Below are 15,887 nucleotides of genomic sequence, written 5' to 3'. Positions count from 1 at the left end.
GGTCTTTCATGGCTCTAGCCGTTCCTATCATCGAAGACATCGCACGCCGCCTGCATGAGGCAGAGCGCACGCGCACCCAGATCCGTCAGGTTTCGCTCGACCATCCCGACATGGACATCGCTGATGGCTATGCCGTTCAGCGCCGCTGGGTCGACCTCAAGCTGGCGGAGGGCCGGCGTCTGGTCGGCCACAAGATCGGCCTGACCTCGCGCGCCATGCAGCTGTCGTCGCAGATCGACGAGCCCGACTTCGGCGCGCTGCTCGACGACATGCTGTTCGCCGATGGCGCGTCCATCGCGCGTGATCGTTTCATCGTGCCGCGCCTCGAGGTGGAGCTCGCGTTCATTCTCGACAAGCCGCTGCGCGGTCCCGGCGTCACGCTCTTCGACGTGCTGGACGCGGTGCGCTATGTGATTCCGGCGCTGGAAATCATCGATGCCCGATCGCACCAGATCGATCCCGACACGCGTCGCCCGCGCAAGGTGTTCGACACGATCGCCGACAACGCCGCGAATGCCGGCGTGGTGATGGGCGGGCGCCCGGTGCGCGTCAACGAACTCGATCTGCGCTGGGTCGGCGCGATCCTGTCGCGCAATGCCGTCATCGAAGAAACCGGCCTGGCGGCGGGCGTGCTGAACCATCCCGCGAACGGTGTGGTGTGGCTCGCGAATCGCCTGGCCGAGCACGACGTTGCCCTCGAACGCGATCAGATCGTGCTGAGCGGCTCGTTCACGCGACCCGTGTATGCGGAGCGCGGCGATGTGTTCCACGTCGACTACGGCACCCTGGGCGCCGTGAGCTGCCGCTTCGAGTGATGACCATGAAAACCCCTCCGAATGCGTTCAAGGCGGCGCTGGCGCGCGGCGAATCTCAAGTGGGCCTGTGGCTGGGCCTGGCCAGTGGGTATGCCACCGAGGTCGTGGCCGGCGCCGGCTTCGACTGGCTGCTGATCGATGGCGAACATGCACCCAACACGCTCGATTCGATCCTCGCGCAGTTGCAGGTGTTGGCGGCCTACCCGGTCGAGCCCGTCGTGCGGCCCGCCTGGAACGATCCCGTCGAGATCAAGCGTTTGCTGGATGTCGGTGCGCGCACGCTGCTCGTGCCGATGATCCAGAGTGCCGAGGAGGCCGCGGCGGCAGTGGCCGCCATGCGTTATCCGCCCGAAGGCATTCGTGGCGTGGGCAGCGCGCTGGCGCGAGCCTCGCGCTGGAATCGCCTGCCTGCCTATCTGGACGAGGCCAACGACACCATGTGCACCCTCGTGCAGGTCGAGACGCGCCGCGGCATCGAGGCTCTCGACGCGATCTGCGCCGTCGACGGCGTGGACGGCGTCTTCATCGGCCCGGCCGACCTGGCCGCGGATTACGGCTATCGCGGCCGGCCGGCCGATCCCGCGATGCAGACCGTGATCGATGCGGCGCTGGCGCGTATCCGCAGCCACGGCAAGGCGGCCGGAATCCTGGTGAGCGATCCGATCCTGGCAGAACACTACATCGCACGCGGCAGCGTGTTCACGGCCGTCGGCGTGGACGCGACGTTGCTGGCGCGCGCGGCAACCGATCTGGCTGCACGTCATGGACGTGCGGCCACCAGTGGCGCGGCGGGCGTCTACTGACATTCGTGCCGGCGGGAGCCCGCCGGCGCTTTACTTACCGGAAGGCCGGGACAAGGCCAATGGTTCACTCGAGGAGACAACATCATGCGTATCGTCAATTCACCCGCGGCGCTCTGGGTCGCGGGCATCGCCGCCTGTATCGGCATGAGCGGCCCCGCGGTAAGCGCCGCGGGCACCGAAACCTGGCCCAGTCGCCCGATCAATCTGATCGTGCCGTTCCCGGCGGGCGGCGGCGCGGACACCCTGGCGCGGCTGGTGAGCGAACCGCTCATGCGCGACCTGGGCCAGACCATCATCGTCGAGAACCGCCCCGGCGCGGGCGGTAACATCGGCAGCGCCACCGCGTCCCGTGCCGAGCCCAATGGCTACACGCTGGCCTACGCCACCAACGGCACGCAAGCCATCAACCACTGGCTCTACAAGACCACCGGCTTCTCCCGCGATGACTTCGAGCCGATCTCGCGCCTGACCACGATCGCGGCGGCCGTGGTGGTCAACCCCGCCGATCCCTATCGCTCGCTGAAGGATCTGCTGGACGCCGCGCGCGACAAGCCCGGCATGCTCACCTGTGGTTCCGCCGGCAACGGCACGACCTCGCATCTGGCCTGCGAGCAGCTCAAGCAGATGGCCGGCGTGAACATCGTGCACGTACCCTACAAGGGCGGCGCGGCGGCCATGACCGATTTGATGGGCGGACGCCTGTCGCTGCTGATCGACGTGATGCCTAACGTGGCGCCGCAGATCAAGGCGCAGCGCCTGCGCGCGCTCGCCGTCACGACGGCCGAGCGCGTGGCGTCGCTGCCGGACGTGCCCACCGTGGCCGAAGCCGGCGTGCCGGGCTACGCCTTCTTCGCCTGGGACGCGCTCTACGCACCCAAGGGCACGCCCGCCAAAGTGCTGGACCGCCTGAACGCCGCGGTCCACAAGGCGATGGCCGAGCCCGAGATGCGCGCCCAGCTCGAAGCCCGCGGCGCACAGCCCGCGCCCACCACCCGGGAAGAACTGCGCGCATTCTCCAACCAGGAATACGAGCGCCTTGGCAAGGTCGTGCGCACGGCGGGTGCGGTGATCGACTGAGTGGGGTGAGGGGCGGCACAGCGCCTGCGGGGGGCTGTGCCGCTTTGGCTTTGCGAGGAAGTCCGCGGCGCGCCACGCGCACGTCGCGGGCGCGGCACGACAGTTATCATGGCGGCCCATGCGAACGAGGTCGGACGCCATCGTCCGGAACGTACGGTGCGCATCCTGCCTCGGCCGGACGCTCAGCCGCTCGTCCTGGCCGTCGTCCGCACCACGCCCTGCAAGGACACAAGATGGACCCGCGCAAGACCCTGCTCGCCAAGATCGAAGCCCTGGACGCCCAGGACGAAGACGCGCACTCAGGCGAGCGTGATATCCATCTGCTTGCCCAACACTTCCAGCGCGCGATCCAGCGTATCGATTTTGGTCGTGTGATGCAGATCCACGAGACGGCTCACCTCTTGCCGAGGCAGGCCCATCCGGCGCGCCAGCTCTGCCTGCGTGACCCCCTGCGCGACCAACTCATTGAGCACAAGAATCTTCGCCTGCACACTCGCCGGCAAGCTGATCAGCACTTCGTCCACCCGAGCCTTCGACGGTGCAGGCACCGCACGCTCATCCTCGAAGTAGAAATCCATCGCCGTCAGCAAGGCGTCCGCTGCCATCTCCAACGCTTCTTCGTGCGTCGCGGCGCCGGTGAGAGCTTCAGGAATATCACGAAACGACACTGTGAACCCGGTGCCATCGGTTTCGATCAGGGCGGGGAATTGCAGCATGAAGGTGGCTCCTGGCTCGGGTCGACGCAGTCGGCGAAAGAGAGACGCCTGTCAGTCTTCACAGACCAAGTTGCTTAAGAATTCGCAGTCGGAGGGATTCCCCGATTTCGTGGCTGGGGTGCCTCGGCAGGGTGGTCTGTCTGCCATTGAGGTACACCTTCAGGTGGCGCGAGCCATGCCTGAACGCCGCTCCTTGAGCGCGCAGCCACCTCACGAACTCACTCTGCTTCATCACGAACTTGGCAGTGACGAGCAGAAATAGCGTAATCAAGCGGAACGCTGTTAGTCAACAAAAATGATGACATTCCGTGGGCACCCCAGGACGATCGATCAGGTCGGGTCGCCACCTTAGCGTCTGGCCAGCGGCGTTGGGCACGGAGTGTGGCACTGTTGCCCCGGCCACGCTGCCCCCAACAGGGACCAGCGTGGCCGGCCTTGCTACAGCACGGCCACGCGCTTGCGTTCGATCAGCTCGAAATCGATCCGTGCGCCCAAGCCCGGTTCGGTGGGTGCATGCACGTAGCCGTCGGCGTCGGGCTCGATGTCTTCGATCAGACCGTACTTCTGCGCGCCACCGGGCAGCAGCACCTCGAAGAATTCGGTGTTCTTGAGCGCCATGGCGACATGCAGTTGTGCCACGTTGTTCAGCGAGTTGCCGCCGTGGTGGATCTCATAGTTCATGCGGAACGCCTCGGCCAGGTGCGCGGTCTTCAGCATGTTCGTGATGCCGCCCTTGAGTGGCACATCCCCGCGCAGGAAGTCGGTGGCGCTTTGCTGGATCCAGGGCACGTACGCATCGAGGACCGCGGCCGGGGCCTCCGTCGCCATGATCGGAATATGCAGTTGCTGCTTCAGCTTCACGTAGTTGTAGAGATCGGAGTCCTGCAACGGGTCTTCGTACCAGTAGTAGTCGAGGTCCTGGATGGCGCGCCCCACGCGGACCGCCTCGGGGTACTGGTAGGCCCAGGCTGCGTCGAGCATCAGCAGGTAGTCGTCGCCCACCGCCTTGCGCACGGCCTCGCAGACGCGGATGTCCTCCTGCCAGGGATGGGGCGGATGGATTTTGTAGGCGGCCCAGTTGCGAGACTGATAATGCAGCGCCTCGTCCGCATACTCTTCCGGCGAGTCGAGGATCATCGAGCTCGCGTAGGCCTTGATCTTGTCGCGGTAGCTGCCGATCAGGCGATGAATGGGCAAGCCCGCGACCTTGCCGGCGATGTCCCACAGCGCCACGTCGCACGCGCCGATCGTGCGGACGGTCGTGGTGCGTGAGCGCCGCCACATCGCCTGGAACAGCCGCTCGCGATCCAGTGGGTCCTGCCCCATCAGAATGGGCTTCAGGTACTTGATTAGATTCGGGGCGTCGAGGTCCGCCGGATAGTAGGCGGAGCCGAGGAAGGCGTGTCCCGTTACGCCGGTATCGGTCTGGATGGAAAGCAGGCCCAGTTTGCTCGCGCCCGCGAACTTTCCCGTGTGCGCCGCGTAGCTGGTGGGCGGAATGTCGTCCCAGGCAAACAGGGTGACGGTAACGTTATCGATCTTCATGAGCACTCCACGTGTAGGCGGCGGGCCGCCTGTTCAACATTGCAATTCGATGAGAAACGGGCCATCCGCGCGCACGCCGCGTGCGAGTGCCTGCGCCAGGCCTTCCATCGTGTCGGTGCGCGTGGCCGGCACGCCCATGCCTTCGGCCAGGCGGACCCAATCGAGCGGCGGATCGTCCAGGCTGAAAAGCGCTTGCGACGCGGGCCCTGGCGTGGCCCCCACCGCCTTCAGTTCACCTTGCAGGATCCGGTACGCGCGATTCGAGAACACGATGGTCACGACGTTGAGTCGCTCGCGCGCCTGGGTCCAGAGGGCCTGCAGCGAATACATGCCCGCGCCATCGGCCTGCAGGCAGATCACGCGGCGTGTGGGGCACGCGATCGCTGCCCCGGTCGCCGTCGGCATGCCGCCGCCGATGGCGCCGCCAGTGTTCTGCAGCCAGTCGTGGGGCGCTGCATCGAACGTCGGCACGAACAGCCCGCGGCCCGACGTCACGGCGTCTTCCATGACGATGGCGTGTTCGGGCATCAGGCGGGCGAGGACCTGCCCGAAGCCCTGCGGCGTGAAGGCGCCGGTGGGCAGAGACGTTTCGACCGGTGAGGGAGGGGTCTCGCGCTGCGGTGCCTGCAGGGCATCGGCGAGATCTTGCAGCGCGCGCTCGGCATCCTCTCCGACGCTGGCCAGCGAGATGATCCGTGTGCCTGGGGTGCACAGGTCGCTCGGCTTGTCGGGGTAGGCAAAGAAGGCGGCCGGAGGCGTCGCGCCGGCCAGAATCACCACCGGAAATGGGGCGAGCGTGGTGAGCGCCTGGTCGACGGCATAAGGCAGGCGGTCGATCGGCGGACGGCCGCGCCCGCGGGGCATGCGCGCGACGAAAGTGGTCGTTCGGAGCGCGGCCCCGGTTGCGCCGGCGACTCGCCAGGCGGCGTGCAAACCGGCCTCGCTCAGCGCGCTCGTCCCGAGCAGGATCAGTGCCGGCGCGCCGCCGCGCAGCGAGCGGGCGGCGTCGTCGATGCGGGCCATGTCGGCGCGCACCGGTGTCGGCGCGGGCAACGGCGGCCGGGGACCATCCGATTCGGTCCAGGCCGTGTCGGCGGGCAGGACCAGCGTCGCCACGCCGCCGGGGGCCGTCGTCGATTGCCGCACGGCCTCGACGGCATCGTCGGACACATCGCGGGCATGGCGCGACACGCGAACCCAGCAGGACATCGGCGCGGCCAGCGTCGCCACGTCCGAGGTGAGCGGCGTGTCGTAGCGCGCATGGTAGGTCGCGTGGTCACCCACGATGTTCACCACCGGCGTGTAGGCACGCTTGGCGTTGTGCAGATTCGCCAGGCCATTCGTCAGGCCTGGCCCGCAATGCAGCAGGGTAGCAGCGGGCGTGCCCATCATGCGGCCATAGCCGTCGGCGCAACCGGTCACCACCGTTTCGGCCAGGCCCAGCACGCACCGCATGCCGGGCACGCGATCCAGCGCGGAGACAAAGTGCATCTCCGAGGTGCCGGGATTGGCGAAGCAGGTCGTCACGCCCGCGTCCACGAGCGTCTGCACCAGCGCCTGGGCGCCGTTCATCGAAGCCTGCCTCATCCCCGCTTCTCCGTGTACAGACGCATCCCTTCGATCACGCCGGGGCGCGCCGCCAGCCGACCAGCCCATGCCGTCAACGCCGGGAACGCCACGGGGTCGAGCGCGTCGGCGCGCAGCGCGTAGTTGGGGTAGAGCACGAAGTCTGCGTAGCTCAGCTCGCCGGCCAGGTAATCGCGTCCGGCCAGATGCTGCTCGACCACGCCGAAATACCGTAGAAAGCGCTTGCGGAACAGGTCGATGTGCGCGGGGACCTTTTCAGGCGACACGACTTCCACCTGGTTCATGGCGGCGCTCGTGCCGCCGACGTCGGTGCCCGCTTGCCACGCCCACTGCATCGCGAGCGCACGGCCGGCGTCGTCGCCAGGGACGAAGCGGCCGGCTTTCTGGCAGGTATAAAGAACGATGGCGCCTGATTGCGCCAGCACCAGCGGCTTGCCACCGGGTCCGGCGGGGTCGACCAGCGCGGGGATCTGGCTTGCCGGGTTGATGCGCCGGTACTCGTCCGTCTTGTGGGCCCCCGCGCCCACGTCGATGGGAATCACACGGTGGGGCAGGCCGGATTCAGCCAGGGCGATCGTGGCGCGCAGCCCGTTCGTGGTGCGCCATGCATACAGATCTATCACTGCAATTACCTCTCGTGTTGAGACTGGGAAGTTCGCCGCCGGCCAGGTGCGGCCGGCTAGGTGCGGCCGGCTAGGCGCCGCGGGCGAGGCGCGGCCGGCTCAGGCACTGCTGGCCAGGCGCGCCGCGCCGTGGTCATTCCACTTTCACGTTCGACTGCTTGATGAGGGCGGACCAGTCGCCCGCCTCCTTGTCGAGCCATTGCTTGTATTCGTCGGCGCTTTGGTAGACCGGCTCGACCATCATCTTGCGCAGCGTTTCCTGCGTGGTGGGCTGACGCATGAAGTCCTGCACCGCCTGGTTGAGCTGCTTGATGGTTTGGGGCGTTGCGTTGGCCGGTGCGAACAAGCCCTGCGAGATCATTGCCGTGAAGCCCGGCACGCCGGACTCGCTGATCGTCGGGATGTCCGGCGCGTAGGGAGAGCGCTGTGGCGTGGCGATGGCCAGCGCGCGCAGCTTGCCGCTGCGCAGCAACTCGAGCACCGATGGCAGCCCGGTGAACACCATGTCGAGGTGGCCCCCGACCGTATCGGTGATGGCCGGCCCGCTACCCTTGTACGGCACGTGCATCAGCTTTATGCCGGCTTCCTTCATGAGTTTCTCGGCGGCAAGATGGGTGATGCCGCCGGTGCCCGACGACCCGATGGTCAGCGAGCCGGGAGATTTCCTCGCGGCATCCAGCACGTCGGAAAACGTCTTGAAGCGCGAGTTGGCGGGCACCACGAGCACATTGCCGAAGGTCGCGAGATTGGCGACCGGCGTCAGATCCTTGACGCCGTAGTTAAGGGATTGGTAGAGCGACGGCACGATCGTGTAGACGGCCGAGTCGGACACCAGCAGCATCTTCTGGTCGGGCGTGGAGCGCGCCACGGTCTCGGTGCCGATGATGCCGCCCGCGCCCGAGCGGTTTTCCACGATGACCGTTTCCTTGAGCGCCTTGCCCAGGCCCGGGGCGAAGAGCCGGCCGAACAGGTCGGAACCGCCGCCGGGGTTGTAGGGCACGACAATCCGCACGGGTGCCGAGGCGTGCGTGCTCGGGAGCACGGCGAGGGAGAGGCCGAGCGCGAGGCAGGCCGTCCGTATCCGAATCTTCAACATTGTTTGTCTCCATGGTTTTTATAGGTACGACTCACAGCGATGAACTGCATCCCGCCGCCGTACTCACATTCGCGATGACATGTGAGTGCGCGCGCGGCATGCCGGAAGACGTCGGACTGCACGCCTTGCGTGTCCAGGTCTAGAACGTGCCGGGGTAGGCGCCGCCATCGAGCAGCAGGTTCTGCCCCGTGATGTAGCCGGCGTGGACGCTGCACAGAAACGCGCACAGGGCGCCGAACTCGTCGGGCGTGCCGAAGCGCTGCGTCGGGATGGCGCGACGACGCATGCCGGTGTAATCGTCCAGCGGCTGCTGGGCGCGCTCCGCCATGACGGCGAGATTGGCGCGCAGACGATCGGTGTCGAAGGTGCCCGGCAGGAGGTTGTTGAACGTGACATTGCGGCCGGCCAGCGCGGGCTGGCGTGCCAGTCCCGCCACGAAACCGGTGAGCCCGGTGCGCGCGCCGTTGGACAGGCCGAGCGCGGCGATGGGGGCTTTGACCGCCGACGATGTGATGTTGATCACCCGTCCGTAATTGCGCTCGGCCATGGCGTCGACCGTCTCGCGGATGAGTGCGATGGGCGCGAGCATGTTCGCGTCGAGCGCGCGGATCCAGTCGTCGCGCGCCCAGGCGCGCATGTCGCCGGCCGGCGGTCCCCCCGCGTTGTTGATCAGAATGTCCACGCGCGGCGCGGCATCCAGCGCGGCTCGGCGGCCTTCCGGCGTCGTGATGTCGCCGACCGCTGTCCGCACCTCGGCGCGGGGTGCGACGGCGCGCAACGCGTTCGCCGCCTGCTCGAGCCGCACGCCATCGCGTGCCGTGAGCACGACATTCACGCCTTCGCTCGCGAGCGCCTGGGCGCATCCCCAGCCCAGGCCCTTGCTTCCCCCGCATACCAGGGCCCATTTGCCAGCGATACCCAAGTCCATGCTGTCTCCTTCATCTTCGTCGGCGCGTATGCGCGTGGTTTGGCTAAAATTACACGATTGTTAAGTTGTAAGGCAACTAGTGTTTTAACGGACTCCGCTCAGCCGTCCCCGCCGTGCGGCCGGGGCGGTATGAGGACTTACACTGGCACCTGTTTCCGGAATTTTCTATGCCCAGAACCCAAGCGAAACGTACCGCGCCCGTCGCCGCGCCGCTGGCTTCCGACACGGAAGACCTGCGCGCGCAGCGTCCGCCGCGACTTGCCGACCAGCTCTACGACCGCCTGCTGCAGCAGATCACCTACGGCAAGTACCCGGAGGAAAGCCGGTTGCCGTCCGAGCACGACCTCTGTGCGGCCTTCGGTGTATCGCGACCCGTGGTGCGCGAAGCGCTGTTTCGACTGCAGGCCGACGGCATCATCGTGTCGCAGCGGGGCGCCGGCTCCTATGTCCGCAAGCGTCCGAGCCCGGAACTGGTTCGCCTCGCGCCGATCGGCGGGCTCGCGGAGCTCGTGCGATGCATGGAGTTGCGCAGTGCGCTGGAGGGCGACGCGGCTTATATGGCGGCCCAGCGCCGTACCGATGAAGATTTGCAAAGCATGGCCGCAGCCCTTCACGACATGCAGGCCGCCTTCGAGGCACGCCAGGTGGGCAACGAAGCCGACTTCCGCTTCCATCAGGCGATCGCGGCAGCCTGTGGCAACGACCTGTTCGTCACCATGCTGCAGTCGTTATCGCAGCAGATCTTCGACTACATGCGCGTCATGCGCAGCCTGGCCCTGGCCAGCGCCGTGACCCGCGGCGAGCGCGTGCAGCAAGAGCACGCGCGCATTTTTCAGGCCATCAAAGATCAGGACCCCGAAGAGGCCCGCGAGGCGATGCGCGACCACATCTACAACTCGCGCATGCGCACGTTGGACGAGAGCTTCCTGCCGGCCAGCAAGCCACCGCGCAAGTGAGGGGCGTTTGATTCGCGGGTCCAGCCTTCGTAGATCGAGATAGCCAATGGCCGCCGCGTGGTGACAGGGAGGGAGGAGAGGCGCACGCGCAGTCCTCCGAACCGTTCTTGCGTACGCAACAGACGCGCGCGCAGGAAGCCAGCCGTGCCGACGAGACGGCGCAGGGAAGCAGAATCAGGGAAAGCGGAGGGTGGTGCCCGAGGCCGGAATCGAACCGGCACGCCTTGCGGCGGGGGATTTTGAGTCCCCTGCGTCTACCAATTTCACCACTCGGGCCGAGGGTCGCGGATGCGTCCGGATGACGTATCGCGGTAGAAGAGAAGACCGCGATTATATGCGGTCTGGAGAAGATTGTCAGGCGAGGTGCGGGGCGCAGGCCGGAGGAGGGTCCGCGCCCCGAGGCGTCGAGCGGCGCGACGAAGCGGCGCCGCTCAACTTCCACTATTTCTCAGGCATAGGCGCCGCGCCGTCCACGGGAATGGTTGGCGCCGTCCGCCCTTACTTCTTCTCGGGCAGGAACCAGTTCATCACCAGGGCGGCGATGCCGCCGGTGGCGACGCCGGATTCGAACACGTTCTTCACCGCGTCGGGCAGGTGCGACAGGATCTGCGGCACTTGCGAGACGCCCAGGCCCAGGGCCAGGGACACGGCGATGATGAGTAGCGCGCGGCGGTCGAGCTGGACGCCGGCCAGGATGTTGATGCCGGATGCGGCGACCGCGCCGAACATCACCATGGCGGCGCCGCCCAGCACGGGCTCGGGCACGGCCTGCAGCAGGCCGGCCACGGCCGGGAACAGGCCCAGCAGGATCAGCATGCCGGCGATCCAGACGCCGACGTGGCGGCTGGCGATGCCGGTGAGCTGGATCACGCCGTTGTTCTGGGCGAAGACCGAGCTCGGGAAGGTGTTGAAGATACCGGCCAGCAGCGAGTTCGCGCCGTTGACCAGCACGCCGCCCTTGATGCGCTGCATCCACAGCGGGCCGTCGACGGGCTGCTTCGAGACCTTGCTGGTGGCGGTGACGTCGCCGATGGCCTCGAGCGAGGTGACCAGATAGATGATCAGCATCGGCACGAACAGCGCCCACGAGAAGCCCAGGCCGAAGTGCAGCGGGGTGGGGATCTGGAACAGGGCGGCTTCGCGGGCGCCGGTGAAGTCCAGGCGGCCCATGAAGGCGGCGGCGATGTAGCCCACGGCCAGCGCCAGCACGAGCGCGGTGCTGCGCACCCACACGACTGGCACGCGGTTCAGCAGGATGATGGTGCCGAGCACCAGGCCGGACAGGGTCAGGTTCTCCGCGCTGGCGAAGGTGCCGTTGCCCATGGCCGAGTAGCCGCCGCCCATGCTGATGAGGCCGACCTTGATCAGGGTGAGGCCGATCAGCAGCACGACGATGCCGGTCACGAGCGGCGAAATCAGGCGCTTCACGAACGGCAGGATGCGGCTCACGCCCATCTCGATGAACGAGCCGGCGATGACGACGCCGAAGATCGCGGCCATGACGGCCTCGACCGGCGTGCCCTGCTTCACCATGACCGAGCCGCCGGCGATCAGCGGACCCACGAAGTTGAAGCTCGTGCCCTGCACGATCAGCAGCCCCGCGCCCAGCGGGCCGAAGCGCTTGCACTGCACGTAGGTGGCGATGCCAGAGATGACCAGCGACATGGACACGATCAGGGTGGTGTCGCGGCTGCTCACGCCCAGGGCCTGGCAGATCAGCAGGCCGGGGGTGACGATGGGCACCAGGATGGCCAGCAGGTGTTGCAGGGCGGCAATGAAGGCCACCGGGGGCGCCGGGCGATCGTCGTGGCCGTAGACCAGGTCGTGGCGGGCGTCTGCCTCGGGCGTGCCGGAGGGCAGGGGTTGGGTCAGGGAGGAGGGTTGCATGGGCGGAGGGCCGGCAGGGGTACGGGAAAAGTGCGGCATTTTAGCGGTGTCAGCCGGGAGTCAGTCATAAAGCCGCTCACCGGCCTTGAAAACCGTGGCAAGACCCCCACATGCCTAGGGTTTACCGGCGGCTGTGCGGGGCAGAACGCCTCGCCGGCCGATGACGGGGTCGCCCTCGGGGCTCCCATTCATTTACCTAGCCACTTCGAACCATGAGCCAAACCGCCACGCCTTCCGCATCCGAAACCCTGGGCTTTCAGGCCGAGGTGAAGCAGCTGCTGCACCTGATGATCCACTCGCTCTACAGCAACAAGGAGATCTTCTTGCGGGAGCTGGTGTCCAACGCGTCCGACGCCTGCGACAAGCTGCGCTTCGAGGCGATCGACGAGCCGGGGCTGCTGGCCGGCGACAGCGAGCTCGCCATCCGCGTCGATTACGACAAGGCCGCCCGCACGATCACCATCACCGACAACGGCATCGGCCTGTCGCGTGACGAAGCGATCGCCAACCTCGGTACGATCGCGCGCTCGGGCACCAAAGAGTTCTTCTCGCAGCTCACCGGCGACAAGCAAAAAGACGCGCAGCTGATCGGTCAGTTCGGCGTGGGCTTCTATTCCTCGTTCATCGTGGCAGACAAGGTCACGGTCGAGAGCCTGCGCGCGGGTGCGCCGGCCGATGCGGCCATCCGCTGGGAGTCCGACGGCCAGGGCGAGTTCTCGATCGGCGCCTCCGGCAAGACCACCCGCGGCACCTCGGTCACGCTGCATCTGCGTGCCGACGAAGACGAGCTGCTCAATGGCTGGAAGCTGCGCGAGATCCTGCGCCGCTACTCCGACCACATCTCGCTGCCGATCCGCATGGTCAAGGAAGAATGGGATGCCGAGAAGGGCGAGCAGGTCGCGCGCGACGAATACGAAACCGTCAATCAGGCCAATGCGCTCTGGACGCGCGCCAAGAGCGACGTGACCGAAGAGCAGTACCGCGAGTTCTACAAGACCGTCTCGCACGATTACGACGATCCGCTCGCCTGGACCCACAACCGCGTCGAAGGCCGCAGCGAATATACGCAGCTGCTGTATGTGCCCAAGCACGCGCCCTTCGATATGTGGGACCGCGATGCGCGCCGTGGCGTCAAGCTGTATGTGCGCCGCGTTTTCATCATGGACGATGCCGAGCAGCTGCTGCCGTCGTACCTGCGCTTCGTGCGCGGGGTGATCGACTCGGCCGACCTGCCGCTCAACGTCTCGCGCGAGATCCTCCAGGAAAGCCGCGACGTGCGCGCGATCCGCGAGGGCTCGGCCAAGCGTGTGCTGTCGCTGCTCGAGGATCTGGCCGAAAACCGCCAGGATGACTACGCCGCGTTCTGGACCGAGTTCGGTCAGGTGCTCAAGGAAGGTGCGGGCGAAGACCCGGCCAACCGCGAGCGCATCGCCAAGCTGCTGCGTTTTGCGTCCACGCAGGGCGAGGGCGCGGCGCAGACAGTGTCGTTCGCCGACTACCTCGGCCGCATGAAAGAAGGCCAGGACAAGATCTACTACGTCACCGCCGACAGCCACTCCGCCGCGGCCAACAGCCCGCATCTCGAGATCTTCCGCAAGAAGGGCATCGAAGTGCTGCTGCTGTGGGATCGTGTCGACGAGTGGATGCTCTCGCACCTGCGCGAGTTCGACGGCAGGTCGCTGGTGTCGGTGGCCAAGGGCGGCCTCGACCTCGAAGCGCTGGCCGACGACGAAGAAAAGAAGCATCAGGCCGAAGTGACCGAGCAGTTCAAGCCGCTGGTCGAACGTCTGCAGCAGACGCTCGAAGGTCAGGTCAAGGAAGTGCGCGTCACGCTGCGTCTGGTGGACTCGCCGGCATGCGTGGTGGTGGGCCAGAACGAACTCAGCCCGCACCTCCTGCGCATGCTCAAGGCGGCCGGCCAGGAAGCGCCCGATCTGAAGCCCGTGCTCGAGATCAATCCCGAGCATGCGCTGATCGCGCGCATCCGCGACACCAGCGACGAAGACTTCGGCGCCTGGGCCCAGCTGCTGCTCGATCAGGCCCTGCTCGCCGAAGGCGCGCAGATCGCCGATCCGGCCGCCTTCGTGAAGCGCCTGAACGCGCTGCTGCTGAAGGTGTAATGCACTGACTGCGCCCGCGCGAGCGGGCGCGTCCGGAAAACGCCTGTTCCGCCCGCCCGGCCCTGATGCCGGGCGGAGCGGGGCAGGCGTTTTGCATTGGGGGCGCGCCATTGCGGTCGGCGCGAGGCCTCTCGGGCAGCCGTTCATCGCCGGGTCGAGTTCGCGCTTCGCGCGACCCTTCTATCTCCTGTCTGTGAGCGCTTCGGAGCAGGCGTGTCGCCGCGATGGGCGGCCCCCGCTACGGGCGGCCCCCGCTACGGGCGGCCCCGCGACCTAGGGCAAACCCGCAATAAGAAATTTTGATCGGGGTCTATCGGAACTTGTGATTGGACGCCGCGCGCGCGGCTGCGGTGCAATGCCTGATATCGCGGTCGGACTGCCGGCCAGGCATTCACAAGGGAATTCGATGTCCACGCAAGCGCATGCACGAAACGGAGCCGCCCTGGCGTACCAGGCACGGCTCGATGCCCGGTCGGGCAAGCTCACCGGCCCCACGGCCAATCTCGCGCCGGGCCAGGTGCAGGCCAACCTCGCCATCCTGCCGCGCGCGCTGGCCGCGGATTTTCTGCACTTCTGTCAGCTCAACCCCAAGCCGTGTCCGCTGCTGGCCATGTCGGAGCCGGGCGATCCCGCGCTTCCCACGCTGGGCCACGACATCGATATCCGCAAGGACATTCCGCGTTATCGGGTGTGGAAGGATGGTGAGCTGGTGGCCGAGCCCACCGACGTGAGCGAGTACTGGCGCGACGACCTGGTGTCGTTTCTGATCGGCTGCTCGTTTTCGTTCGAAGAAGCCATGCTCGACAACGGTTTGCCGGTGCGGCATATCGAGCAGGGCAGCAACGTGCCGATGTATCGCACCAATATTCAGACGGCCCGTGCCGGCGTGTTCGGCGGTCCGTTGGTGGTGTCGATGCGGCCGCTCAAGGCGGCAGACGCGATCCGCGCGGTGCAGGTGACGTCGCGCTTTCCGTCGGTGCACGGCGCGCCGGTGCACCTGGGCGATCCGTCCTTGATCGGCATCGCGGATATCAACCAGCCCGACTACGGCGATGCCGTCGAGATCCGGCCCGGCGAGATGCCGGTGTTCTGGGCCTGCGGCGTCACGCCGCAGTCGGTGGTCGCCGCGGTACGGCCGGAGTTCTGCATCACGCACGCGCCCGGCCACATGCTGGTCACGGATCTGCAGAACAGCCGCATGGCGATCCTGTAGTCAGGGTTGCGCGCGCAACGAAACCACCATCATGAGTTCGGGCGCCAGCGCCGCCTCGATGGCCGGGGCGCGCTTGGCGACGGCCGGCTGCGGCGTGTCGCTGGACGGCGTCGGCAACGGGGTGTACATCAGCCCGAGCAACAGCATCGCGGCGATCACAAGCGGCCCCGTCGTTTCGAGGTAACGGACCGCGCGCGCCAGCCAGGGATGGCTGGGCAGGTCCAGGGCGTCGGCGGTGATCGAATGCGTGCTCATGGCGGGGTCCGGGGTGTCTGGCGGACGGCGGTGGCGCGAGGCACAACGCCGCCCGATTAAAAACTGCATCGTCATGGCCCGGCGCGTCGCGCGGGCCATGCTCGTCATCGTTTACTTCTTGCTGGCGGCCTGGATCGCCGAGTAGCTGGCCATCAGGTTGCGGTAGTCGGGGATGTGGTTGGCGAACAGCGTGCCCAGACCCTCGATGTCGTTGCGCCAGTCGCGGTGCAGCTCGCAGGCCACGCCGAACCAGGTCATTAGCTGGG

General features: G+C 66.9%; 15 protein-coding genes, 1 tRNA gene and 1 pseudogene. 6 read left to right on the top strand and 11 right to left on the bottom strand.

From position 1 onward, the window contains the following. The first annotated feature begins 8 nt into the window (after positions 1-8). From hpaH to CAL25_RS22760, 3 genes are all read left to right on the top strand, one after another. On the top strand, positions 9-815 hold the full coding sequence (hpaH, locus tag CAL25_RS22770; protein WP_094804320.1) for a 2-oxo-hept-4-ene-1,7-dioate hydratase: 807 nt from the start codon (positions 9-11) through the stop codon (positions 813-815). A gap of 5 nt (positions 816-820) precedes the next feature. Continuing rightward, a complete protein-coding gene (gene hpaI, locus CAL25_RS22765; RefSeq protein WP_094804431.1) occupies positions 821-1,618 on the top strand; it encodes a 4-hydroxy-2-oxoheptanedioate aldolase in 798 nt (265 codons plus the stop codon). Between the two features lie 84 nt (positions 1,619-1,702). Beyond that, a complete protein-coding gene (locus CAL25_RS22760) occupies positions 1,703-2,695 on the top strand; it encodes a Bug family tripartite tricarboxylate transporter substrate binding protein (protein ID WP_170948582.1) in 993 nt (330 codons plus the stop codon). 299 nt (positions 2,696-2,994) lie between these two features. On the opposite strand, the gene CAL25_RS22755 is transcribed toward CAL25_RS22760, so the two are convergent. The 7 genes from CAL25_RS22755 to CAL25_RS22725 all read right to left on the bottom strand — a co-directional run bounded on the left by CAL25_RS22755 (position 2,995) and on the right by CAL25_RS22725 (position 9,190). Beyond that, the gene (locus CAL25_RS22755) at positions 2,995-3,411 is read right to left on the bottom strand and encodes a type II toxin-antitoxin system HicB family antitoxin (protein WP_094804318.1); all 417 of its coding nucleotides are present in this window, start codon (positions 3,409-3,411) and stop codon (positions 2,995-2,997) included. 58 nt (positions 3,412-3,469) lie between these two features. Next, on the bottom strand, positions 3,470-3,643 hold the full coding sequence (locus CAL25_RS22750; protein ID WP_094804427.1) for a type II toxin-antitoxin system HicA family toxin: 174 nt from the start codon (positions 3,641-3,643) through the stop codon (positions 3,470-3,472). A gap of 206 nt (positions 3,644-3,849) precedes the next feature. Further along, complete coding sequence (locus CAL25_RS22745; RefSeq protein WP_094804316.1) at positions 3,850-4,956, bottom strand: enolase C-terminal domain-like protein; 1,107 nt, start codon at positions 4,954-4,956, stop codon at positions 3,850-3,852. Between the two features lie 33 nt (positions 4,957-4,989). Continuing rightward, the gene (locus CAL25_RS22740; RefSeq protein ID WP_249279209.1) at positions 4,990-6,543 is read right to left on the bottom strand and encodes an acetolactate synthase large subunit; all 1,554 of its coding nucleotides are present in this window, start codon (positions 6,541-6,543) and stop codon (positions 4,990-4,992) included. Next, positions 6,540-7,166 carry a glutathione S-transferase family protein gene (locus tag CAL25_RS22735; RefSeq protein ID WP_094804313.1) on the bottom strand — a complete coding sequence of 209 codons (627 nt, stop codon included), beginning with the start codon at positions 7,164-7,166 and terminating at the stop codon, positions 6,540-6,542. Before CAL25_RS22735 ends, CAL25_RS22740 begins: the two co-directional genes overlap by 4 nt. Positions 7,167-7,299: 133 nt before the next feature. Next, a complete protein-coding gene (locus CAL25_RS22730; RefSeq protein ID WP_094804312.1) occupies positions 7,300-8,262 on the bottom strand; it encodes a Bug family tripartite tricarboxylate transporter substrate binding protein in 963 nt (320 codons plus the stop codon). A 139-nt stretch (positions 8,263-8,401) separates the two neighbouring features. Continuing rightward, entirely contained in the window at positions 8,402-9,190 is a 789-nt protein-coding gene (locus tag CAL25_RS22725; RefSeq protein ID WP_094804310.1) for an SDR family oxidoreductase, read from the bottom strand. 167 nt (positions 9,191-9,357) lie between these two features. Here CAL25_RS22725 and CAL25_RS22720 point away from each other — a divergent pair, with 167 nt between their 5' ends. Then, a complete protein-coding gene (locus CAL25_RS22720) occupies positions 9,358-10,146 on the top strand; it encodes a FadR/GntR family transcriptional regulator (RefSeq protein WP_094804308.1) in 789 nt (262 codons plus the stop codon). Between the two features lie 191 nt (positions 10,147-10,337). Here the strand turns inward: CAL25_RS22720 and CAL25_RS22715 are convergent. Both CAL25_RS22715 and CAL25_RS22710 read right to left on the bottom strand, forming a co-directional pair. Then, a tRNA-Leu gene (locus CAL25_RS22715) sits at positions 10,338-10,422 on the bottom strand. A gap of 222 nt (positions 10,423-10,644) precedes the next feature. Then, entirely contained in the window at positions 10,645-12,033 is a 1,389-nt protein-coding gene (locus CAL25_RS22710) for a uracil-xanthine permease family protein (protein ID WP_094804306.1), read from the bottom strand. A 212-nt stretch (positions 12,034-12,245) separates the two neighbouring features. Between CAL25_RS22710 and htpG the strand changes: the two genes are divergently transcribed. Continuing rightward, positions 12,246-14,153: a molecular chaperone HtpG gene (gene htpG / locus CAL25_RS22705; protein WP_094804304.1), complete on the top strand. Its 1,908-nt coding sequence runs from the start codon at positions 12,246-12,248 to the stop codon at positions 14,151-14,153. Positions 14,154-14,559: 406 nt separating this feature from the next. Next, positions 14,560-15,366 carry a putative hydro-lyase gene (locus CAL25_RS22700; RefSeq protein WP_094804303.1) on the top strand — a complete coding sequence of 269 codons (807 nt, stop codon included), beginning with the start codon at positions 14,560-14,562 and terminating at the stop codon, positions 15,364-15,366. On the opposite strand, the gene CAL25_RS22695 is transcribed toward CAL25_RS22700, so the two are convergent. Both CAL25_RS22695 and CAL25_RS24485 read right to left on the bottom strand, forming a co-directional pair. Beyond that, the gene (locus CAL25_RS22695; RefSeq protein WP_094804301.1) at positions 15,367-15,621 is read right to left on the bottom strand and encodes a hypothetical protein; all 255 of its coding nucleotides are present in this window, start codon (positions 15,619-15,621) and stop codon (positions 15,367-15,369) included. A 111-nt stretch (positions 15,622-15,732) separates the two neighbouring features. Continuing rightward, a pseudogene (locus CAL25_RS24485) lies at positions 15,733-15,887 on the bottom strand (hydrolase); the annotation flags it as partial.

Origin of the sequence: Bordetella genomosp. 5, from assembly GCF_002261315.1 — a bacterium.
GTDB lineage: Bacteria > Pseudomonadota > Gammaproteobacteria > Burkholderiales > Burkholderiaceae_B > Bordetella.
Note: the sequence above shows the minus strand (reverse complement) of the source record. Positions and strands in the feature narration are given on the sequence as shown.